Genomic DNA, 21682 nt, shown 5'->3' on the forward strand with positions numbered 1-21682 from the left:
CTTTTCTTCGAGTTTCTCGAAAAAATGCGGGTTTGAAAAACCTTCCGCGACACGGCCTGACCGTTAGCGGATTGCGAATCAAGTGGTGCTGGGAAGGACCGGTACTCTAATCGCGCAGCATAGCATGTAAGCGCGTGGGCTGCGCGGCCGAGCGGGCCGATAGGCATGCTCGACGCGGAAAAGCCGCCCGGAGGCGGCTTTTCTCACAACAGGATCAGTTGCTTTCTTCGCGGCTCGCGCGGCGACGCTCGTGTTCCTTCAGATGGCGCTTGCGCAGACGGATAGATTGCGGCGTGACTTCGACCAGTTCGTCGTCGTCGATGAATTCCACCGCGTATTCGAGCGACATCTGGATCGGCGGCACCAGGCGCACGGCTTCGTCGGTACCCGAGGCGCGCACGTTGGTCAGCTGCTTGCCCTTGATCGGGTTCACGACCAGGTCGTTCTCGCGGCTGTGAATGCCGATGATCATGCCTTCATACAGCGCATCGCCCGGCTTCACGAACATGCGGCCGCGATCTTGCAGCTTCCACAGTGCGTAGGCGACGGCCTGGCCATCGTCCTGCGAGATCAGCACGCCGTTGCGGCGCTCGCCGACGCTGCCATCACGCACCGGCATGTAGGTGTCGAAGATGTGGCTCATCAGGCCGGTGCCGCGCGTCAGCGTCAGGAACTCGCTCTGGAAACCGATCAGGCCTCGCGCCGGGATCCGGTATTCGAGACGCGTCCGGCCGCGGCCGTCCGACACCATGTCGAGCATCTCGCCGCGACGGCGGCCGAGTTCTTCCATCACGCCGCCCTGGTTCGCGTCGTCGACGTCGACCGTGAGCATTTCGTACGGCTCGTGCTTCACGCCGTCGATTTCCTTCATGACCACGCGCGGACGCGACACGGCAAGCTCATAGCCTTCGCGGCGCATGTTCTCGATCAGGATCGTCAGGTGCAGTTCGCCACGTCCCGACACTTCGAACACGGTTTCGTCGCCCGTGTCCTTCACCCGCAGTGCCACGTTCGAGCGCAGCTCGCGGTCCAGGCGTTCGCGGATCTGACGACTGGTCACGAACTTGCCTTCGCGGCCGGCCAGCGGCGAGGAATTGACGCAGAAGTTCATCGTCAGCGTCGGCTCGTCCACCGCGATCATCGGCAACGCTTCAGGCGTGTCCGGCGCACACAGCGTCGCGCCGATGCCGACGTCTTCGATGCCGTTGATCAACACGATGTCGCCGGCCTCGGCGCTGTCGACCAGCACGCGGTCCAGACCTTGGAAGCCCAGCACCTGGTTGATCTTGCGGTTCAGCAGATCGCCTTCCGGGCCGAAACGCATGACGACCGGCTGACCCGGCTTGATGCGGCCGCGGGTGATGCGGCCGACGCCGATCCGGCCGACGTACGTCGAGTAATCGAGGGACGAGATCTGCAGTTGCAGCGGGCCTTCCGGATCCGCGTCGCGCACCGGCACGTGTTGCAGGATCGCGTCGAACAGCGGCCGCATGTCGCCCTCGCGGACGGTTTCGTCGAGACTGGCATAGCCGTTCAACGCCGATGCGTAGACCACCGGGAAATCGAGCTGCTCCTCGGTCGCGCCGAGCTTGTCGAACAGGTCGAAGGTCTGGTTGATCACCCAGTCCGGCCGGGCGCCCGGGCGGTCGATCTTGTTGACCACGACGATCGGGCGCAGACCCAGGGCGAGCGCCTTGCGGGTCACGAAACGGGTTTGCGGCATCGGGCCTTCGACGGCATCGACCAGCAACAGCACCGAGTCGACCATCGACAGCACGCGCTCGACCTCGCCGCCGAAGTCGGCGTGCCCAGGCGTGTCGACGATGTTGATGTGCGTGCCTTCATACTCGACCGCGCAATTCTTCGCGAGAATCGTGATGCCCCGCTCTTTTTCGATGTCGTTCGAGTCCATCACGCGCTCGGCAACCTGCTGGTTGTCGCGGAACGTGCCCGACTGCCGGAGCAGCTGGTCGACGAGGGTGGTCTTGCCATGATCGACGTGGGCGATGATGGCGATATTGCGTAGCGCGCGGCTCATGAGAGAACTCGGGGAAACGGTAAAGGTGCCGGTCAGGATCGTGTGGGTCGCGGACTGGGCCAGGCGGCGGCACGGGCGCCCGGGCAGTGTTGCGCCGCTGGCGCGCCCAGCCGGGCAGACCGACGTTGCGCCCATGCCGGGCGGCGGCCGGCGCCGGCCTGGCGGCGATGACACGCTGCAGTCAGGGCCGCACTCGGCGTCCCGGTCCTGCGTGCTGCGTTCATCCGGGCAGGCACCGCGCCTCGGCTGCGCAGGACGTCGTTCGACGGCCTTCGCAGCCGCCGCGGAGCGGCGGCCCGACTGAACCGGAGCTAACCGGATTTCAGGCAACTTGCGAGTATAGCACGTCACAGACGAACATTTCGAGAAGCCTCCCTTGCCTCCTACGTTGCCTCCTCCCTTCCCTTCTCCCTTCCCTTCTCCCGCCCGTCGCCCAATGCATGCGGAATGCCTGGACGGGGCGCCGCCGCGTCTCTCGGCGCTGCCACGCGTTGACCACGGCACGCGGTCGGTGATCGGGCCGACGCGCGGCGCAATGCGATCGTGGCGGCACCGCGTCGCGTGCGCGTGTAACGGCTCCTGACCGCAGCCGTCCGCGCCGGAACGCAGCATCCCGGAAATGCCCATGCCGCCTGTCGACCATTCGCCCGACACGGTCAATCGCTCGTTCATTGCGTCGTCAACGAACTCGGGCGTAGAATGCGTGCCTTCGCAATATATGCAAACGCAACTATGTCAGACGACGACCGCGCCGACGCCGACGCGCCCGGTGCGCCCGCCCGCTACGCCGCGGACGAAAGCCTGGGCTATCTGCTGGCACGGGTGCGCTCCGCGCTGAGTACGTCGGTCCACCGGCGCGCGTCGGTGGAGCTTGGCCTGAGCGGCAAGCAGGCGATCGCGCTGAAGCTGATTCACAGCGGACGGTGCACGGCCGCCGAAATCGCTCGCGAATACGGCCTGGAGGCGAGCGCCGTGACGCGCCTGCTGGACCGGCTGGAAGACGGCGGTCTGGTCACCCGGGAACGCAGCGTTGCGGACCGGCGCGTCGTGGAACTGTCGCTGACCGTGAAGGGCGAGGAAGTAGAGTCACGCGTCCGGACCATCATCAACGATGCGCTCGAACAGATGATGACCGGCTTCACGTTCGACGAAGGCAAGTTCCTGCAAGCGCTTCTGAAAAGAATGCTGGCCAATAGCCAGGCGGCTAATCAATGCCGCCCCGAGACCGGCGAAGGCGACTGTCTCGATTCGTGCTGAGCGGTCGAAGCTTACCAAATACTTGCAATTTCAATTTTTCGAGCGGTTCTCCGGACGATGAAGTCTTCCCTCTCCCGCCTTTCGCGCCTTTCGCGCCTTTCGCGCCTTGCCCGCCTCACGCGTTATCCGTCTCCGCGCGCCGCGCTGCCTGCCAGCGCGCGCGCGCCCGGTGCCAACGCTGGCCTCTCGGGGCGTGCTCGGGCCTTTGCGCCCGCCTGCATGGTCGCGGCGCTGGCGCTGGCCGGCTGCGTCAACTACAGCGGCATCCACAGCGACAAGACCATCGCCTCGCCTGACACGTTGAGCAGTACCGAGACGTTGCCGGCCCAAGGCGGCGCCTGGCCCGACGAGCAGTGGGCCGCGCAATTCGGCGATCCGCAGTTGCAGGCACTGATCGACGAAGCGCTCGCCGACAGCCCGTCGATCGCCGACGCCCAGGCCCGCCTCGCACGCGCGGCCGCATATTCGCAAGGCGCGCGGGGCCGGCTCGCGCCGCGCGTCGAGGCGCGCTACGCCCTCACCCGCGAGCTGCTGTCGAGCAATGCGCTCTACCCGGAGCCGTACGGCGGCCAGTGGTACACCGAGAACAATGCGAGCATCGGGGCGACCTGGGACCTCGACCTGTGGGGCAGGAACCGGGCGTCGCTGCGTCAGGCCATTTCCGAGGAAAAGGCCAGCGCGGCCGAAGCGCAGGCGGTACGCGAGTCGATCTCTCATTCGGTGGCCCGCGTCTACAACGAGCTGGCCCACGAGTACGCGCAGTACGACCTGATCGCCAAGGAGATCCAGCGCCGCAAGGAAATCGGCGAGATGACGCGCGCGCGCGTCGGCGCCGGCCTCGATACGCAAGTGGAAGTACGGACGTCCGAGACCAATGTCGCAAGCAGCGACACGGCGCTGGCCGAGGTCGAAGGCCGGATGGCCGCGACGCGGCTGCGGCTGGCGGCGCTGCTCGGCAAGGGACCGGACCGCGGCAACACGATTGCGCGCCCGACGCTGCTGGCGCGCCCGGCAGTCGCCCTGCCCGACGCGTTGCCGGCCAATCTCGTATCCCGGCGCGCCGACCTGGTGGCGGCGCGCTGGCGGGTCGATGCGGCCAGCCAGGGCGTCGAAGCGAAGAAGGCCGATTTCTATCCGAACCTGAACCTGAGCGCGGCGTTCGGCTTCGACGCTTTCGGCTTCGGACGTTTCCTGCAGTTCGGCAGCCGGCAGGCGAACGTCGGGCCGGCGCTCAACCTGCCGATCTTCGACGCGGGCGCGCTGCGCGCGGAACTGCGCGGCCGCTATGCCGATTACGACGCGGCAGTGGCGAACTACAACAAGACGCTGATCGACGCACTCTCCGAAATCGCCACGCAGGTGGCTGGCATCCGCTCGACGGAGCAGCAGCGCGAGCGCGCTCAGCGCGCGTTCGATGCCGCCGCCGAAGCCTACCGGCTCGCGGTGATCCGCTACCGCGCCGGCCTGTCGACCCAGCTGCAGGTGCTCAATGCAGACCTGAATCAACTCAACGAACAGCAGCGGCTGGTCGACCTGAACGCCATCCGCGTCGATCAGCAGTTCGCGCTGATCCAGGCGCTGGGCGGCGGTTTCGCCGACCGGCACGGCGACGGCGACGGCGACGGCGATAGCGACAGCGCCACGCAGGGCGCGGCGGCGACGGCCACGACGTCGGCCACAGCCGTTCCCGCTCGCGACGGCGCGGCGTCCGCCCCACCCGCTGGCGCGGCGACGCGCCCGCCCGCATGACAGGCGGCGCGCGCGACCGCCATGCGTTATTCGTTACTCGTTAGCCGTGGCCGGCCATGCCGGCCCGACGCATCTGTCAGTACAACGTGAATCCGGACCCGGAGCATCGAAACAATGAGTCAAGTTGAGCAGTCCACTCAGGCCCCGGCCCCGCGCGGCAACCGCCGGCGCGCGCGCCTTCTCGGCCTGTTGATCTTCGTCGTACTGGCCGCGGCGATCGCCTACGGCCTGTATTACTTCCTGGTCGCCCGTTTTTACGAAGACACCGACGATGCCTATGTGAACGGCGACATCGTGCAGATCACGCCGCAGATCGTCGGCACGGTGGTCGCGGTGCGAGCCGAGGACACGCAGCGGGTCGAAGCCGGCCAGCCGCTCGTCGTGCTCGACGACGCGGACGCCAAGGTGACGTTGCAGCAGGCCGAAGCGAGTCTGGCGCAAGCCGTCCGGCAGGTGCGCACGGTCTACGTGAACAACAACGCGTATGCGGCAGGCGTCAACGAGCGCCGCAGCGATCTCGCACGGGCACAGGCCGACCTGCGCCGCCGGCAACAGATTGCGCAGACCGGCGCGGTGTCCAGCGAAGAAATCGCCCACGCCCGCGACGCCGTGGCAAGCGCGCAGGCAGCGCTGACCGCGGCCGAGCAGCAGCTCGCTTCCAATCAGGCGCTGACCGCCCAGACGCGCATCGAAAATCATCCGAACGTGCTGCTGGCGGCGGCCAAGGTGCGCGACGCGTATCTGAACGTGGCGCGCACCACCCTGCCCGCGCCACTGGCCGGTTATGTCGCGAAACGGGCCGTGCAGGTCGGTCAGCGTGTCGCCCCTGGCAATGCGTTGATGGCGATCATTCCGCTGAACAGCGTGTGGGTCGATGCCAATTTCAAGGAAGTGCAACTGCGGCATATGCGCGTGGGCCAGCCGGTCACGCTGACGGCCGACCTGTACGGCGGCGATGTCGAGTACCACGGCCGCGTCGTCGGCTTCTCCGCCGGCACCGGCAGCGCGTTCTCGCTGCTGCCCGCGCAGAACGCCACCGGCAACTGGATCAAGGTGGTGCAGCGGCTGCCCGTGCGCATCGCGCTCGATCCGCGCGAGCTGTCCGCCCATCCGCTGCGTGTCGGTCTGTCGATGCAGGCGGAAGTCGACGTACGCAACGAACAGGGCGACGCACTCAATCGCAGCGCGGCGACGGTCCACCAGACCGACGTGTTCGCGCGCTATGGCGCCGACGCCGACGCGGAGATCGCCCGCATCATCGCCGAGAACGCCGGCAGCACGGCACGCGCATCGCGCTGACCGATGACGCCGATGCGTGGCATTGACCCTCGCGGCGCCGGCCTCGGCCGGACGCCGCGGCCGGCGCGCACTTCGCTCGCCGGCCGACGCAGAGATTCCTGATGGCAGCAGCCCCCATTCAGCATCCGCCGCTCACCGGCGGCGCGCTCGTGCTCGGCACCATCGCCGTGTCGCTGGCAGTGTTCATGAACGTGCTCGACACATCGATCGCCAACGTCTCGATCCCGGCAATTTCCGGCGATCTCGGCGTGGCATCCGACCAGGGCACGTGGGTGATCACGTCGTTCGCCGTGTCGAACGCGATCTCGGTGCCCCTCACGGGCTGGCTCACCGAGCGCTTCGGCCAGGTGCGCCTGTTCACGACCTCGATCCTGCTGTTCGTGATCGCGTCGTGGCTGTGCGGCCTCGCGCCCAACCTGCCCTTCCTGCTGGCTGCGCGCGTGCTGCAGGGCGCGGTGGCCGGTCCGATGATCCCGCTGTCGCAATCGCTGCTGCTGGCCAGCTATCCGCGTGCAAAGGCGTCGATGGCGCTGGCGCTGTGGTCGATGACCACGCTCGTCGCGCCAGTGGCCGGTCCGATTCTCGGCGGCTGGATCTCGGACAACTACTCGTGGCCGTGGATCTTCTACGTCAACATCCCGGTCGGCGTGCTCGCCGCCGCCGCCACCTGGATCGTGTTCCGCGAGCGCGATTCGGCGACCCGGCGTGCGCCGATCGACGTGGTCGGCCTGGTGATGCTGGTCGTCTGGGTAGGCTCGCTGCAGGTGATGCTCGACAAGGGCAAGGACCTCGACTGGTTCAGTTCGCCGACCATCGTGGTGCTGGGCCTGACGTCGCTGGTGGTGCTGATCGCCTTCGCGATCTGGGAACTGAACACCGAGCATCCGGTGGTCGACCTGTCCTTGCTCGGCCAACGCAATTTCGTCGGCGGCACGGTGGCCATCTCGGTCGGCTACGGTCTGTATTTCGGCAACCTGGTGCTGATTCCGCTTTGGTTGCAGACCACCCTCGGCTATACCGCGACCGAGGCCGGCATCGTGATGGCGCCGGTCGGCTTGTTCGCGATCGTGCTGTCGCCGATCACCGGGAAGTTCCTGCCGCGCGTCGATCCGCGCAAGATCGCGACCGCCTCGTTCATCGTGTTCGCACTGGTGTTCTGGATGCGCTCGCGCTATACCACCGGCGTCGACACATGGAGTCTGCTGCTGCCGACCCTGATCCAGGGCGCCGGCCTCGCCGGCTTCTTCATCCCGTTGGTCTCGATCACATTGTCGGGCCTGCCGGGACACCGCATCGCGGCCGCGTCGGGCCTGTCGAACTTCGTGCGGATCATGTGCGGCGGCATCGGCTCGTCGGTGTTCACCACCGCCTGGGATCGGCGCGCCTCCGCCCATCATGCGCAGTTGGTCGAGAGCGCCAACCCGTACAACCCGGCCTTCATGCAGAGCGTCGAACAACTGCGCCAGCTCGGCATGACCCGCGAGCAGGCGATCGGCGCGCTGCACCAGGGCATCAACGCGCAGGCGGCGATGCTCGGCGTGAACGACATCTTCTATCTGTCGGCAGGCATCTTCATCGCGCTGATCGCGCTGATCTGGATCACCAAGCCGCGCCGGGCCACCGGCGACGCCGCGGCAGCCGCCTCCGCGGCGCACTGAGCCCAGACCAGCGGGCGGGCTGGCGGTGCTTTTGCCGGCCCAGGCAAGCGGGCGGGCGACGCGTGGCAACGCGCGGGTGCGCTGGCCGAAGGCGCACCGCCCATCGTGCTCCTTCCCGCTCCTTCCCGCTCCTATCCGCCCCTACCCGCTCGGTCCAGCCAACGTCGAACCGGCCGCGCGGCTGCCAGACCGCACTGCCCGAGGGCCCGAGCCCCCTTCGGCATCGGCATCGGCTGGGGTCAGCACGTGTCGGCACAGGTCGGCCTGTCGTGCGCGATCCCTGAGGCGAGCGCGCACGGGCGCCCTGCCTTGCAGCATCGCGATCCGCTCATGCAATCCGCGCTCAGGCAATCCACTCAGGCAATACCGCCGGGAGAACGCGGCATCGTGTCGGCGGGCGCCGGCAAGCATGCGTGCGCGTGCGGTCTCGACGACTTCGGCACGCGCGTTCCGCACGTCGCGCTTAGGCAGGTTCGTCGATTGGGCGCACGAGCAGTCGCTGGGGGCTCAGCACCGACTCCGCGTAGACCGCGAGTCCCAGCAGACACCCCGCACCGTCATACACGCGCACGCGCCGATCGCCTGCATCGGTTGCATCGGCTGCAGTTGCCGCGTCGGCCGCACTAGCTGCACTGGCCTCGACGCGGCCCGCCTCCAGGCGCAAGCGTTGGCCCTGCCCGAAGCGTTGCGCTTCGGACGGATCCAGTACGACAGCCGGAAAAGTGGACAGCAGCGCGTCGACCGGCCGCAGATGCCGCGTCGGCTCGGCGTCGTTCTGCAACAGCGCGAGCGGCACCGCGTCGTCGAGCGTCAGGCTGCCGACCGCGGTACGGCGCAGGCCGGTCAGGTGGGCGCCGCAGCCCAACGCCTCGCCTATGTCCTCGGCGAGCGTACGAACATAGGTTCCCTTGCTGCACAGAACGTCCAGCATCAGCGTCGGCGCATCGTCCCAAACGCTGTCAACCAGCTCCAGCGCGTGGATCGTGACCGCACGGGCGGCACGCTCGACGGTCTCGCCGGCACGCGCGTAAGCATAGAGCGGCCGGCCATCCCGTTTCAACGCCGAGTACATCGGCGGCACCTGCTCGATTGCGCCGCGAAAACGCGGCAGCACCGCATGGACGTCGGCGGCCGTGCAGGTGACGTCGCGCTGCAGCACCGCCTGCCCTTCGGCGTCACCCGTGTCGGTGGTGACACCGAGACGGACATGGGCCAGATAGCGCTTGTCGGCATCCAGCAGATCCTGCGAAAACTTGGTCGCCTCGCCGAAGCAAAGCGGCAGCAGACCGCTGGCGAGCGGGTCCAGCGTTCCCGTATGGCCAGCCTTCTTTGCGTCGAACACCCGCTTGGCGCGGACCAGCGCATCGTTGCTGGACAGTCCAACCGGTTTGTCCAGCAGCAGCACGCCGTCGACCAGCCGGCGGGGACGCCGCGCCTGCTGGGCCCGGGGGCGTCCTTTCGGCGGCTTCGCCACCCTCGCCGCCTGCGCGACGCCCGGCTCGGCGCGTCCGGGCTCGCCCGGGCGGTCCGACAGCGCGGCAGGATCGACGCCACTCGCCGGCGCCGGTAGATGGGATGCAGCGGATTGCGCCCAGGCAGCCGAGCCGTGTGCGCCAGCGGGCGCGTCGCCCGGACCGCAGCGGCCGCTTGCCTCGGAGGTGCCGGATCGTGCCACCGCCGGCACCGCGTCCGGGCCGGACGTTACGCTGGCCATTGCCTTCAATCCTTCGCGCGGGTCGCGTTTGCGCGATCGATCAGCTGCGACATTTCCACCGCGCGCTCGATCGTGCGGTCGTGGAAAAAGTGCAGCGTCGGCACGGTATGGATGCGCAGGCGCTTGAACAGCAGATTGTGCAGATAGCCCGCCGCGTCGTTCAATGCCTCGGCCGTGCCCACCGGATCGTCGGACAAGGTGGTGAAGTACACCTTGGCATGCGCGTAGTCGGGCGAGACCGACACGCTCTGGATCGTCACCAGGCCGACGCGCGGGTCTTTCACCTCGCGCATGATCATTTCGGACAGATCGCGCTGGATCTGGTCCGCGATCCGCGTGCCGCGGTCGCCCGCGCTGCCGCCGCGTTTGCTTGCCATCGTCTTGTCTCTCCAAATGAAAACGGCGCGACCGGGGTCGCGCCGTTCTGTCGCTCAGCCGTGCCCGCAGGCCGGCCTTGCCGTTGCCGGGCCGTGCCGCATCGGCACGGCGCCTGTCGTCACAGCGTACGCGCGACTTCGGTCACTTCGAACACTTCGAACTGGTCGCCTTCGGCGATGTCGTTGAAGTTCTTCACCGACATACCGCACTCGAAGCCCGCCTTCACTTCGCGGACATCGTCCTTGAAGCGGCGCAGCGAATCGAGTTCGCCCGTGTGAATGACCACGTTGTTGCGCAGCACCCGCACCGACGCGCCGCGCTTGACCTGGCCTTCGAGCACCATACAGCCGGCCACCGCGCCGATCTTCGGCACCTGGAACACCTGACGGACGTCGACCAGGCCGGTGACGACCTCGCGCTTCTCCGGCGCCAGCATGCCGGACATCGCTGCCTTCACCTCGTCGACCGCGTCGTAGATGATGTTGTAGTAGCGGATGTCGACGCCGTTGGTCTCGGCCAGACGGCGCGCCTGTGCATCCGCGCGCACGTTGAAGCCGATGACCACCGCCTTCGACGCCGTCGCCAGGTTGACGTCCGATTCGCTGATGCCGCCAACCGCCGCGTGCACCACCTGAACCCGCACCTCGTTGGTCGAGAGCTTGTTCAACGCGTGGATCAGCGCTTCCTGCGAGCCCTGTACGTCGGCCTTCACGATCAAGGCCAGGTTCTGCACCTCGCCTTCGCCCATCTGCTCGAACATGTTCTCGAGCTTCGCGGCCTGCTGGCGCGCCAGCTTGACGTCGCGGAACTTGCCCTGGCGGAACAGTGCGATCTCGCGGGCACGGCGCTCGTCCGGCATCACGATGACTTCTTCGCCAGCGCCCGGCACTTCGGACAGACCCTGGATCTCGACCGGAATCGACGGACCGGCTTCCTTCGCCGGCTTGCCGTTCTCGTCGAGCATCGCACGCACCCGACCGTAGGCCGCGCCCGCCAGCACGACGTCGCCGCGCTTCAGCGTGCCCGACTGCACGAGGATCGTCGCGACCGGGCCGCGGCCCTTGTCGAGCCGTGCTTCGATCACCAGGCCCTTGGCCGGCGCTTCGACCGGTGCGGTCAGTTCCAGCACTTCGGCCTGCAACACCACGTTCTCGAGCAGGTCGTCGATGCCCTGGCCGGTCTTGGCCGACACCGGCACGAACGGCGATTCACCGCCGTACTCCTCCGGCACCACGCCCTCGGCGACCAGTTCCTGCTTGACGCGGTCCGGGTTGGCGTCAGCCTTGTCGATCTTGTTCATCGCGACGACGATCGGCACGCCGCCCGCCTTCGCGTGAGCAATGGCTTCCTTCGTCTGCGGCATCACGCCGTCGTCGGCCGCCACCACCAGCACCACCACGTCGGTGGCCTGCGCGCCACGCGCCCGCATGGCGGTGAACGCCTCGTGACCCGGGGTGTCGAGGAAAGTGACCACGCCACGCGGCGTCTCGACGTGATACGCGCCGATGTGCTGCGTGATGCCGCCCGCTTCGCCCGCCGCGACCTTGGCGCGCCGGATGTAGTCGAGCAGCGAGGTCTTGCCGTGGTCGACGTGGCCCATCACGGTCACGACCGGCGGACGCGGCAGCGCCTCGGCATTGCTCTCTTCCTGCACGACCAGCATCGCTTCCGGATCGTCCAGCTTCGCGGCAAGCGCGTTGTGGCCCAGTTCCTCGACGACGATCATCGCCGTTTCCTGGTCCAGCGGCTGGTTGATGGTGACCATCTGGCCCATCTTCATCATCACCTTGATGACTTCGGAGGCCTTCACCGACATCTTGTGGGCGAGATCCGCCACCGAGATCGTCTCGGGAACGTGCACATCGCGCACGATCGGCTCGGTCGGGGCCTGGAAGTTCGAACGGTCGTCCTGATGCCGGCCGCGGCCACGCGGACCGCCGCGCCAGTTGCGATCGGCGCCGCCGCTCGCATCGCCGCGCGTCTTCAGGCCACCACGGCGACGCGCCGCGTCATTGGTGTTCTGCCAGCCGCCCTTGCCATTGCCCGCGGGCGCCGGCTTGTTGCGGCGATCGTTGGCCGACGCCGGCGCTGCCGGTTGCGCGGCGGTCGTCGTCGCGGGCTTGCGCTCGGCCGGACGGGCCGCCGTGCCCTCGGCCTTGGCCGGACGGTGCAACGTGCCCTTTGCGGCCTCGGCCGCCTTTTCCTGCGCGGCCGCCTCGGCCTTCACCTGCTCGAGCGTCTTCGCACGGCGCGGCGTCGCCATCATCTCGCGAATCGCGCGCACTTCCGCCTCGGCCGCTTCACGACGCTTGCGCGTCGCCTCGGCAGCCTCCTCGGCGCGTGCAGCCGCTTCGCGGGCGCGCTGGGCCGCCTCGGCGGCGGCGCGTTGCTTGGATTCAGATTCGTTGACGCTGGTCACGTTGGTCGGTGCTGCGCTGGCTTCGGATTCATTGGAAGCGGCGGCCTGCTGCGCGGCCGCCCGTTCCGACGCGGCACGTTCCTCGGCTTCCGCCGCCAGACGCGCCGCCTCGGCCGCCAGGCGAGCCCGTTCGGCCTCGGCCTCGGCTTCCCGCTCGCGCGCCTCGCGTTCGCGGGCTTCCCGGTCGGCCGCCTCGCGTGCCTGCGCCTCGGCCTGCTCGGCCGCGGCGCGTTCCGCCGCCTCACGGGCGGCCGTTTCCTGTTGCGTGGTATCCGGCGCGGCAGGCGCCGGCTCGTCACGTTTCACGAAGACACGCTTCTTGCGCACTTCGACTTGAATGGTGCGAGCTCGTCCGGTGGCATCGGCCTGCCGGATTTCCGACGTTTCGCGCCGCGTCAGCGTGATCTTACGCTTGTCGTCGGCCACCCCGTGCGCACGGCGCAGGTGGTCGAGCAGACGCGCCTTGTCCGTCTCCGACAGCAGATCGTCGTCGCTCCGCTTCTCGACCCCGGCCGCGCGGAGCTGCTCCAGCAGCACAGCCGCAGACATCTTCAATTCCGCTGCAAATTGAGCTACGTTGTTGCTCGCCATTCAAACCTCTTGTGGCAAGGCTCGCGCCTTGCGGTTAAACGTGTTTCATGCGTCCGCCTGGAACCAGTGTTCGCGCGCTTTCATCACCAGCGCCGTCGCCGCTTCGTTGTCCAGGCCGGTGATCTCGACGATTTCGTCGACGGCCAGTTCGGCCAGATCGTCCCGCGTATGGATCGCATGTTCGGACAGCTTTTCCAGCAACTCGGGCGTGATTCCCTCGAGCGTGCGGAGCTCCTGTCCGCCTGTCTCGACCCGCTCCTCGTCGGCGATCGCCATCGTCAACAGCGCGTCGCGTGCGCGATTGCGCAGCTCGGTGACGGTCGCCTCGTCGAATGCCTCGATATCGAGCATTTCGTTGAGCGGCACGTACGCGATTTCCTCGAGACTCGTGAAGCCTTCGTCGATCAGGATGTCGGCGACCTCGTCGTCCACATCCAGGCGCGCCATGAACAGGCCGCGCAGACCGCTGCGTTCCTCGGCCTGCTTGGCGGCCGATTCGTCCGGCGTCATGATATTGATTTGCCAGCCGGTCAGTTCGCTCGCCAACCGCACATTCTGGCCGCTGCGGCCGATGGCGATCGCCAGTTCGTTCTCGTCGACGACGACATCCATCGAGTGCTTTTCCTCGTCGACGACGAGGGACTGCACGGCGGCGGGCGCGAGTGCGCCGATGACAAACTGGGCGGGATCCTCCGACCATAGCACGATGTCGACGTTCTCGCCACCCAGCTCGTTGCGAACGCCCTGCACCCGCGAGCCACGAATGCCCACGCACGTGCCGATCGGGTCGATGCGCTTGTCGTAGGCCACCACCGCGATCTTCGCGCGCAGACCCGGGTCGCGCGCGGCTGCCTTGATCTCGAGCACGCCCTGCTCGATTTCCGGCACTTCCATCTCGAACAGCTTCTTCATGAACTCCGGCGACGTGCGCGAGAGCTCGATCTGCGGGCCGCGCGCGGTGCGGTCGACCTTCGCGATAAAGGCGCGCACGCGATCGCCGATCCGGAAGTTTTCCTTCGGAATCAGCTGGTCGCGACGCAGCAGCGCCTCGACGCGGCCCGATTCCACGACCAGGTTGCCCTTGTCCATGCGCTTGACCGACCCGGTCATGATCGCGTCGCCGCGCTCCAGGAAGTCGTTCAGAATCTGCTCGCGCTCGGCATCGCGAATACGCTGCAGGATCACCTGCTTGGCCGCCTGCGCGCCGATACGACCGAATTCCTCGGACTCGATCGGCTCCTCGATGAACTGATCCACGTCGATGTCCGGCCGCTGCTCGCGCGCCTCGAACAACAGGATCTGCTTGTCCGGTTCCTGCAGGCCCGCTTCGTCCGGCACCGTCAGCCAGCGCCGGAAAGTGTGATGCTCGCCGGTCTGGCGATCGATCTCGACGCGAACGTCGACATCGCGCTCGCCGAAGCGCTTCTTGGTCGCCGACGCGAGCGCCGCCTCAACTGCGGCGAACACGACGTCACGGCCCACGTTCTTCTCGCGGGCCAGCGCCTCCACCAGCATCAATACTTCGCGACTCATTGTTTGCGGCTCCTAAAATCTACTTGCGGCACCAAACGGGCCCGGTCGATATCCGAAAGGGTGAAGTCGAGCACGGCGGGGCCATCCTTGCCTTCGAACTCGATCGCCAGGGTTTCGCCGTCGGGCGGCAGCAACACGCCCTTGAAATGCTTGCGCGACTCGATCGGACGCTTCAGCGTGACCGACGCCTCGCTGCCGGCGAATCGCACGAAATCGGCTATCTTGTTGAGCGGCCGGTCCAGGCCTGGCGACGACACTTCCAGCCGCGCGTAGTCGACGTTCTCGACCGTGAAGACGTGCTGCAGCTGCCGCGTGGCGCGCTCGCAATCGTCGATTGTCACACCGGTCGGTGACGTGGGATTGTCGATGTAGATCCGCAACATGCCGCCGCCGGGGCGTTCGACCTCGACAAGTTCAAGCCCCAACGCACTCAGCGTCGTGGCAATCACGTCGGTCAGTTGCTGCTTCATCTGCGCCCTCCTCGTTTCCGTTCCGAGGCCCGGCCCCGCCCGTCCCGCCATTCACCGTCACGCCCGGTTGCTGTTCCAGGTCCGGCCCAGCTGCCCGCTGACGCCCGGCCATCGGCCCGGCGCATTCGGTTTTTCCAAAAAAAAATGGGCTAAAGCCCATCTTTCGCACTGCCACTGCCCTCGCTCGACCGTCGGCTCCTGCTCCGCCATCCACGGCTTCGCATCGACCGCCCGCCGTCGCCGACCGACGCTGCCCACCGGCGCCGCCGCTTGGCGCTTCCGCGCCCGCTGCCGCGCCAACATCCGGCAGCTACACGGTTTCGCCTTTGGCCCGTTCGGGTGCCAGAGCCGAACCGGCCGAACCGGCTGCTGACCAGCCCGTCCGCGCACCGTTCCAGCCCTGTTTGCGCTCCGTCCGCAACGTGCTACCCGGCCGGTGAATCACTGCAAAACCACCGCAAGATCACCGAAAAATCACGGTAAAGCAACGCCGCGCCAGACTGGGCCGCCCGACGAAGACGGTATTCTACACGACGGCCACACCGCAGGCAAATTGCATGCTGCCCTCCGGCGTAGACCAAGCGTTTGCGCGCGCCGGCCCAGCAACAGGCCGGACGCCGTTCGGTCAGCCGCCCCGCCCCTTGCCGCCGCGGCCGCGCTTCGCATTGGGCGAGGCACCCGGCGCGCGCGGCGGCCGGTCTTTCGACGGCCTTGCGCCCGGGCCGCGCATATTGCTGCCGGCGCCCGCGCCGGCGCCGCTGGCACCGCGTGGTCCACGCGGACCACTGCCAGGACGGCCCGCGCCAGAACGCGCGCCGTTCCCGGCCGGTCCTCGCGAACGGCCGCCGCTCGGTGCATTGCCGCTCGGGAACATGCTGTTCGCATGCGCGTTGGCGGGCACGTTCGCGGTGCCGTTGCCGTCGCCCACCGGGCTGCGGCGTCCGCCACGCGGGCGGGCCGGCGGGGCGAGATCCGCGCCGCCGCGCATCACGCCGATGTCGCGCGCCAGTTGGCGAGCGACGAACGACGGCTCCTGCGCGAACACGCCGAGCGCAGTCTGCATCGGATCGGGCTGACGGCGGGCCGGCGCTTCGGTGGGCCGTTTCTCGTCCGATGGCAACTTGATGCCGACCGCGGCGAGCAAGCTGCGCACCTGCGTCGCCTCGAGCTCTTCCCAGCGGCCGCGCCGCAGGCCGCGCGGCAGCACGATCGGACCATGCCGCGTGCGAATCAGACGGCTGACGGTAAGGCCGACCGCCTCGAACATGCGACGCACTTCGCGGTTGCGGCCTTCGGCCAGCGCCACGTGATACCAGCGATTGGTCCCTTCTCCACCGCCGTCGGCCACGCGCAGAAACTGCGCCTGACCGTCGTCGAGCGTGACGCCGCGCAGCAGCTTCTGGCGGGAAGCCTCGTCCAGTTCGCCGACCACCCGCACTGCGTATTCGCGCTCCACACCATAGCGCGGATGCATGAAGCGGTTCGCAAGATCGCCGGACGTCGTCAGCAGCAGCAACCCTTCGGTGTTGAAGTCCAGACGTCCGACCGCCAGCCACTTCGCGGTCTTCATCGTCGGCAGGCTGTCGAAGACGCTCGGACGCCCCTCGGGGTCCGCGTGACTGACGATCTCGCCGGTCGGCTTGTGGTACAGCAATACGCGCGGCGGTCGGCTCGGCTGCTTGCGCCGGATCGGCCGACCGTTGATGCGGACCACATCGGTCGGCAGGATGCGTTGCCCGATGTGGGCCGGTTCGCCGTTGACCGACACACGGCCGGCGATGATCAGCTCCTCCATGTCGCGACGCGATCCCATGCCGGCATCGGCAAGCACCTTGTGCAGCTTCGGCGCGTCGTCGTCGGGCGCCAGCACGCGCTTGTCCGCGGTCTTGCGGCGCAGGATGGGCGCTTCGTGCGCGAGACCGCCCTCGGCGTTGTCGGCGTCGAAGGCCGGCGACGACACGTAGGAGAAGACCTCAGCCGCGCCCGGCGCGGCCGGGGCAGTCGGCGCGGGCTTGCCGCCACGCCGTTCACCGCGCACCGCGTCGGCGGTGGCGGCAGGCTTGCCGGGCCCGGCCCTGCGGTTACCGTTGCCGCGCGGGCCTGGCTTGCCGCCGGCATTGGTGCCCGCGTTGTTGCCCGCGTTGTTGCCTACATTGCCGCCGGCATGCCCGCCCGTATTGCCATCCTTACGCGGGCCACGTGCCGCACCGCGCGAATCACGCGCATCACGCGATTCGCGGGGCGCCCGGCGCCCGCCCTTCGACGGGCCGGCTTCGCCCGCGGGCGCTTCGCCACGCGGCGCGTCCGCGGTGGCCGTCGCCTCTGCGCCCGCCTCTGTTTCGCCGTCCTTGCGCGACGACTGGCGACGACGCGCGATCAGGCTGCGAGGCCCCCGCCGCAGCCCTCGGCGAGGCCGCTCGCCCTCACCCTGTTCCGTCCCCGAGTTGCCGCCGCGGTTTGCATCGCCCGCATCGGCCAATGCCGTCGCCTTTTCAGACGCTTCCTTGTCGTTGCTTTGTTCCAAAACCACCTCTTTCGTGTGATGAGCGACCGCCGCCGCCGGCAGGACTCCGCTGCCGCTCGCCTCGATGCACCCTGTATGCGTTGCCGCGCTCACGGCCGCTCAGCGTGCCGCGACGCGCCGGCCGGTTGCAGCCGGCCGATCGTCAATGGTCGATTCTTTCCGTATCGCCGCCCGGCGCGGCGTCGGCCGCCGTCGGGCCGTCCGCGTCCTGCGCCACGGCATGTGTCGTGTCCGGTGGCACATCGAGCGCCGCGTGGCGGTCGATCGGGTCCGCCAGCGCCCCCCCCTGTTCGGCCGCGCCGCCCTCGGCCAGCGGATCGGGCAGCACATCGGCTGGCGCACCGGCGGCCAGCGCCATGCCCTCCACCAATGCGTCGGCCGCCTCGCCGAGCGGATCGAGTGGCGGCAGCGCGTCGAGCGACGTCAGCCCAAGGTCCTCCAGGAAGCGGCGCGTGGTCGCCAGCAACGCCGGCCGACCCGGCACCTCGCGATGGCCGATGGTCTCGATCCAGCCCCGCTCTTCGAGTTGCCGAATGATCAGGCTGTTGACCGTTACGCCGCGGATTTCTTCGATGTCGCCTCGTGTCACCGGCTGGCGGTAGGCAATGATGGCCAGCGTTTCCATCACCGCGCGCGAATAGCGCGGCGGTTTTTCCGGCGTGATTCGCTCCAGATACGGGCGCATCGCCGCCGTGCTCTGGAAGCGCCAGCCACCGGCCAGCGACACCAGCTCGACGCCGCGGAATCGCCAGGCTTCGCGAAGCTCCTCGATCAGGCCCCGGATCGTATCGCCCGACAAGGCGTCGTCGAACAGACGGCGCAAGGCCGAGACCTTGAGCGGCTCCTGCGCACAGATCAAAGCAGTCTCGAGGACGATTTTCGCCTCTTGCGTGTTCATGAAACTCGACCGGAGAGGCGCCGGTTTGTCCGGCTGCCTGAGGATGCACTCGCGGAACGCCCAGGACGGCAAGGGTCCGTGGCGGGTCATCGCGTCGGTTGTCGGTAATGCGTCGGTGATGCGTCGCCAATGCGTCGGTGATGCGTCGCCAATGCGCCAGTCATGCGCTACTGACGCGCGGTGCTACATCGATGGCGCATCAGACGGCGCAGTCATCAACGTGGCGACCGGCTTGCCGGCGCACCGCTCATGCCTGGCTGATGCGAGCTATCCCGCATGCGAGCGACTATGGCATGGGCGCGGAAAGCGGTCCATCAGGCCAACCGGCCTAATCAACCTGAAGGGCGGCGGCGGACCGCGGCGGGCCAGGAGCGGACCATCGAATTGGCGCACTCGACCCATGCCGGGCACCCATCTTACAAAAAATCGGACAGCCGGTAAAGCAGCGCCGGCGCGATGTTCAACCGAGGAAGCGGGCCAGGCGCGCCACGCCCTCGTCGAGCGCGGGCAACGCGCGTGCATAACACCAGCGTACGTGGCCCTCGCCCGCGGGTCCGAACGCCGCGCCCGGCGCCAGTCCGAGCCCCGCCTCGGCGACCAGCCGCTTGCACAGCGCAACACTGTCGTCGGCGCCCGGCATGCTGAAGAACACGTACATCGCGCCGTCCGGCGCGGCCGCTTCGACACCGGGCAGCGCGGCGAGCGCACCGGCAAGATGATCCCGTTTCGCGCGCAGGTCGTCGCGGACCGACCGCACGATGGCCTCGCCCTCGGCGAGCGCGGCCTGGGCCGCGCGCTGCACGAAATCGGGCGCGCACGACGTGTTGAATTCGATCAGCTTGCCAAGGTCTTCGCTCAACGCCTGCGGCGCAGTGATCCAGCCGATCCGCCAGCCGGTCATCAACCACGCCTTCGAGAACGAGTTGACGCTCACGACCCGCTCGTCGCGCGAGGCAAGGTCCAGAAACGACGACGCCGCGCGCGCGCTCCCCGCTTCGCTTGCTTGCCCGGACGGAAGCGGAGCATCGCCCTCGGCGCGGCCGTAATACAACCGTTCGTAGACGTCATCCGCGACGATCCACACGCCGAGCCGACGACAGTGGTCGAGTACCGCGCGCTGTTCCTCGCGCGTCATCACCCAGCCGGTCGGGTTGTTCGGCGAATTGATGAATACCATGCGTGTGCGTGGCGTGATGGCGTCGAGCAGGCGGTCCAGGTCGAGTCGCCAGCGCCCTTGCGCATTGTCGAGCGCGACGGTGCGCACGCTGGCGCCCAGGATGCGCGGAATCTCAAGCAGGTTCGGCCAGAGCGGCGTCACCGCGACCACTTCGTCACCCGGGTCCAGCAGCAACTGGGCGCACAGCATCAGCGCGTTCACGCCTGCGCTGGTCACGCCGATATTCGACACTTCGGTCGCGCCATGCAGGTCGCTGACGTACCGCGCAAGCGCCTCGCGCAACGGCGCGTTGCCGAGGTTGTGCGTATAGAACACCGCCCCGTCGGCCAGTGCCTGGCGAGCGGCGTCGGCGATCGGCGCTGGCGTCGGCCGGTCGGACTCGCCGAACCAGAACGGCAGCACGTCGGCGCGGCCCATGCCGGCGTTCGCCACCTCCCGAATCTTCGACGCGCCCAAACTGCGAATCGCCGCACGCGACTGCGCCACGCCAACGCCCGATCCGGCATCCATCATGCAACGCTCCACGCGAAAAGAGCGAGTGTAACGCGCGGCCATGCCACCGGCATAGACGAAGCCCGAGCCGTGGCTGGACCTCGGCTCGCGTTGGCCGTCAGCGAAGCTGTGGTCAACGGCCCGCACCTTGGCGCTGGCATCACCAAGTGGCGCGCACGCCCAGCAACTCCCCGACCACGCCCCACACTGCCTCCGCCGCCGGCGACAGCGAGCGATGCCGCCTGCGGACCCGCAGGATTGCACGGCGGGACTCGGGCCCGATCGGCAGCGCGACGAGCGGCATGCCGGCTGGCAGCGGCAACGCCAGCGCGGGCAGGATGCCGAGGCCGATGCCCGCTTCGACGAGACCAAAGATGGTGGCCGCGTTCGCAACGTCCTGCACCACGTCGACCTGGACGCCGGCATCGGACAGCGCGCGATCGATCAGTGGCCTACTGCCCGAGCTGTGATCGAGCAATACGACATCGCGCCCGGCCAGGCCCGTCCAAGGCAGCGAGCCGCTGACGGCGAGCGTGTCGTCGTCGCGCAGGATGGCGACGAAGCTGTCCTCGCAGAGCGCCTCGATCTGGAGGTCGTCCGCCTCGAACGGGCCGACCACCACGCCGAAGTCCACTTCGCCGGAACGGACGTGCCGCAGTACCTCGCTCTGTACCTCGTCGCGCAGCCGCAAATGGACGTAGGGAAAGCGCTCCCGACAGCGCGCGACGCACGGAGGCATCAGGCGCGCAGCAATCGTTGGACTGGCGGCCACCATCACCCGGCCGCGCCGCTGCGCACCGATCTCGCTCACTTCGCGCAGGAACACGTCGAGATCGTCCAGCAGCCTCGGCAGGTGGGCCTGCACCTCGGCCCCCACCGCGCTGAGCTGGACCTCGCGCGTCGTGCGGTCGAAGAGCCGCAGGCCAAGCTCGATCTCCAGTTCGCGCACCGCGCGGCTCACCGCCGACTGCGTCAGTCCCACCTCGGCGCCGGCCCTGCTGAAGCTGCCGCTCTTCGCCACCGAGAGGAAAAGGCGCAGCTGGCGCAGGGTCACATTCATCGACGTCGGCATCGCAGCGCTCCGCGGCAGACCGGATCGGCGCCGCAACGGGATTGGGGCGCACGGCCCTCGCGCCGTGCGGCTGCGCATCTTAACGCGTCCGTGGCGGGGCAACGGCCCAGCGGCGGTGTGCGGCGGGCACTTGCACCACTGCGCCGAACGCTGGTGCAGGCCATGTTCCGTTGCGATGCATGCGCCTGGCGCCGTGCACGAGATTGGTGATTATGCGGATTGTGGCGAGTTGTCACGGCCCCTATCCTCTAGCGTCGTCAAACCCCGTGTTGTCTGGTCAAAAGCCGCATCGGCGCAGGGTTTCCGGACGACTGGCATACCTGATGCTTTGGAGGGGTCACCAGCAGAAACTGCTCAAACGGCCCACAGAGAAGTTCGTTTTTCCGACCGTTTCTGCTTCTGCTTTTCGGTGT

Annotated in this window: 14 protein-coding genes; 4 read left to right on the top strand and 10 right to left on the bottom strand. The window is 68.1% G+C overall.

The window, feature by feature from the left end; genetic code table 11:
• Positions 1-214 precede the first annotated feature (214 nt).
• Positions 215-2038, bottom strand: coding sequence for a translational GTPase TypA (gene typA / locus BLU54_RS06655; RefSeq protein ID WP_091906271.1), 1824 nt, complete (start codon positions 2036-2038; stop codon positions 215-217).
• 732 nt (positions 2039-2770) lie between these two features.
• Between typA and BLU54_RS06660 the strand changes: the two genes are divergently transcribed.
• The 4 genes from BLU54_RS06660 to BLU54_RS06675 all read left to right on the top strand — a co-directional run bounded on the left by BLU54_RS06660 (position 2771) and on the right by BLU54_RS06675 (position 8001).
• Complete coding sequence (locus BLU54_RS06660; protein ID WP_091906273.1) at positions 2771-3295, top strand: MarR family winged helix-turn-helix transcriptional regulator; 525 nt, start codon at positions 2771-2773, stop codon at positions 3293-3295.
• 219 nt (positions 3296-3514) lie between these two features.
• A complete protein-coding gene (locus BLU54_RS06665) occupies positions 3515-5044 on the top strand; it encodes an efflux transporter outer membrane subunit (protein WP_091906275.1) in 1530 nt (509 codons plus the stop codon).
• Between the two features lie 114 nt (positions 5045-5158).
• Positions 5159-6343, top strand: a complete 1185-nt coding sequence (locus BLU54_RS06670) for an HlyD family secretion protein (protein ID WP_091906277.1) — start codon at positions 5159-5161, stop codon at positions 6341-6343.
• A gap of 101 nt (positions 6344-6444) precedes the next feature.
• Positions 6445-8001, top strand: a complete 1557-nt coding sequence (locus tag BLU54_RS06675) for a DHA2 family efflux MFS transporter permease subunit (RefSeq protein WP_091906279.1) — start codon at positions 6445-6447, stop codon at positions 7999-8001.
• A gap of 463 nt (positions 8002-8464) precedes the next feature.
• Here the strand turns inward: BLU54_RS06675 and truB are convergent, their stop codons facing one another.
• The 9 genes from truB to BLU54_RS06720 all read right to left on the bottom strand — a co-directional run bounded on the left by truB (position 8465) and on the right by BLU54_RS06720 (position 21257).
• Positions 8465-9475 (bottom strand): tRNA pseudouridine(55) synthase TruB, encoded by a 1011-nt coding sequence (gene truB / locus BLU54_RS06680; protein WP_235837841.1) that lies wholly within the window; start codon positions 9473-9475, stop codon positions 8465-8467.
• Between the two features lie 245 nt (positions 9476-9720).
• Positions 9721-10092, bottom strand: coding sequence for a 30S ribosome-binding factor RbfA (rbfA, locus tag BLU54_RS06685; RefSeq protein WP_091906282.1), 372 nt, complete (start codon positions 10090-10092; stop codon positions 9721-9723).
• Positions 10093-10211: 119 nt separating this feature from the next.
• Entirely contained in the window at positions 10212-13103 is a 2892-nt protein-coding gene (infB, locus tag BLU54_RS06690) for a translation initiation factor IF-2 (RefSeq protein WP_091906284.1), read from the bottom strand.
• A 45-nt stretch (positions 13104-13148) separates the two neighbouring features.
• Positions 13149-14636: a transcription termination factor NusA gene (gene nusA, locus BLU54_RS06695; protein WP_091906286.1), complete on the bottom strand. Its 1488-nt coding sequence runs from the start codon at positions 14634-14636 to the stop codon at positions 13149-13151.
• Positions 14633-15106 (bottom strand): ribosome maturation factor RimP, encoded by a 474-nt coding sequence (gene rimP / locus BLU54_RS06700; RefSeq protein ID WP_091906288.1) that lies wholly within the window; start codon positions 15104-15106, stop codon positions 14633-14635. The genes nusA and rimP overlap by 4 nt, the downstream gene beginning before the upstream one ends.
• A gap of 625 nt (positions 15107-15731) precedes the next feature.
• Positions 15732-17630 carry a 23S rRNA pseudouridine(2605) synthase RluB gene (gene rluB / locus BLU54_RS06705; protein ID WP_091906291.1) on the bottom strand — a complete coding sequence of 633 codons (1899 nt, stop codon included), beginning with the start codon at positions 17628-17630 and terminating at the stop codon, positions 15732-15734.
• Positions 17631-17772: 142 nt separating this feature from the next.
• Positions 17773-18528: an SMC-Scp complex subunit ScpB gene (gene scpB / locus BLU54_RS06710; RefSeq protein ID WP_091906293.1), complete on the bottom strand. Its 756-nt coding sequence runs from the start codon at positions 18526-18528 to the stop codon at positions 17773-17775.
• Positions 18529-18988: 460 nt separating this feature from the next.
• The gene (locus tag BLU54_RS06715) at positions 18989-20218 is read right to left on the bottom strand and encodes a pyridoxal phosphate-dependent aminotransferase (RefSeq protein ID WP_091906295.1); all 1230 of its coding nucleotides are present in this window, start codon (positions 20216-20218) and stop codon (positions 18989-18991) included.
• A 139-nt stretch (positions 20219-20357) separates the two neighbouring features.
• Positions 20358-21257, bottom strand: a complete 900-nt coding sequence (locus BLU54_RS06720) for a LysR family transcriptional regulator (protein ID WP_091906677.1) — start codon at positions 21255-21257, stop codon at positions 20358-20360.
• Positions 21258-21682 lie beyond the last annotated feature (425 nt).

The sequence above is a fragment of the Chitinasiproducens palmae genome, from assembly GCF_900095735.1.
In the GTDB taxonomy this organism is placed as follows: Bacteria; Pseudomonadota; Gammaproteobacteria; order Burkholderiales; family Burkholderiaceae; genus Chitinasiproducens; species Chitinasiproducens palmae.

Bases quoted from the DNA above. Each gene is read 5' to 3' on its own strand.
- typA (WP_091906271.1), bottom strand. From the start codon at position 2,038: ATGAGCCGCGCGCTACGCAATATCGCCATCATCGCCCACGTCGATCAT.
- BLU54_RS06660 (WP_091906273.1), top strand. From the start codon at position 2,771: ATGTCAGACGACGACCGCGCCGACGCCGACGCGCCCGGTGCGCCCGCC.
- BLU54_RS06665 (WP_091906275.1), top strand. From the start codon at position 3,515: ATGGTCGCGGCGCTGGCGCTGGCCGGCTGCGTCAACTACAGCGGCATC.
- BLU54_RS06670 (WP_091906277.1), top strand. From the start codon at position 5,159: ATGAGTCAAGTTGAGCAGTCCACTCAGGCCCCGGCCCCGCGCGGCAAC.
- BLU54_RS06675 (WP_091906279.1), top strand. From the start codon at position 6,445: ATGGCAGCAGCCCCCATTCAGCATCCGCCGCTCACCGGCGGCGCGCTC.
- rbfA (WP_091906282.1), bottom strand. From the start codon at position 10,092: ATGGCAAGCAAACGCGGCGGCAGCGCGGGCGACCGCGGCACGCGGATC.
- infB (WP_091906284.1), bottom strand. From the start codon at position 13,103: ATGGCGAGCAACAACGTAGCTCAATTTGCAGCGGAATTGAAGATGTCT.
- nusA (WP_091906286.1), bottom strand. From the start codon at position 14,636: ATGAGTCGCGAAGTATTGATGCTGGTGGAGGCGCTGGCCCGCGAGAAG.
- rimP (WP_091906288.1), bottom strand. From the start codon at position 15,106: ATGAAGCAGCAACTGACCGACGTGATTGCCACGACGCTGAGTGCGTTG.
- scpB (WP_091906293.1), bottom strand. From the start codon at position 18,528: ATGAACACGCAAGAGGCGAAAATCGTCCTCGAGACTGCTTTGATCTGT.
- BLU54_RS06715 (WP_091906295.1), bottom strand. From the start codon at position 20,218: ATGATGGATGCCGGATCGGGCGTTGGCGTGGCGCAGTCGCGTGCGGCG.
- BLU54_RS06720 (WP_091906677.1), bottom strand. From the start codon at position 21,257: ATGAATGTGACCCTGCGCCAGCTGCGCCTTTTCCTCTCGGTGGCGAAG.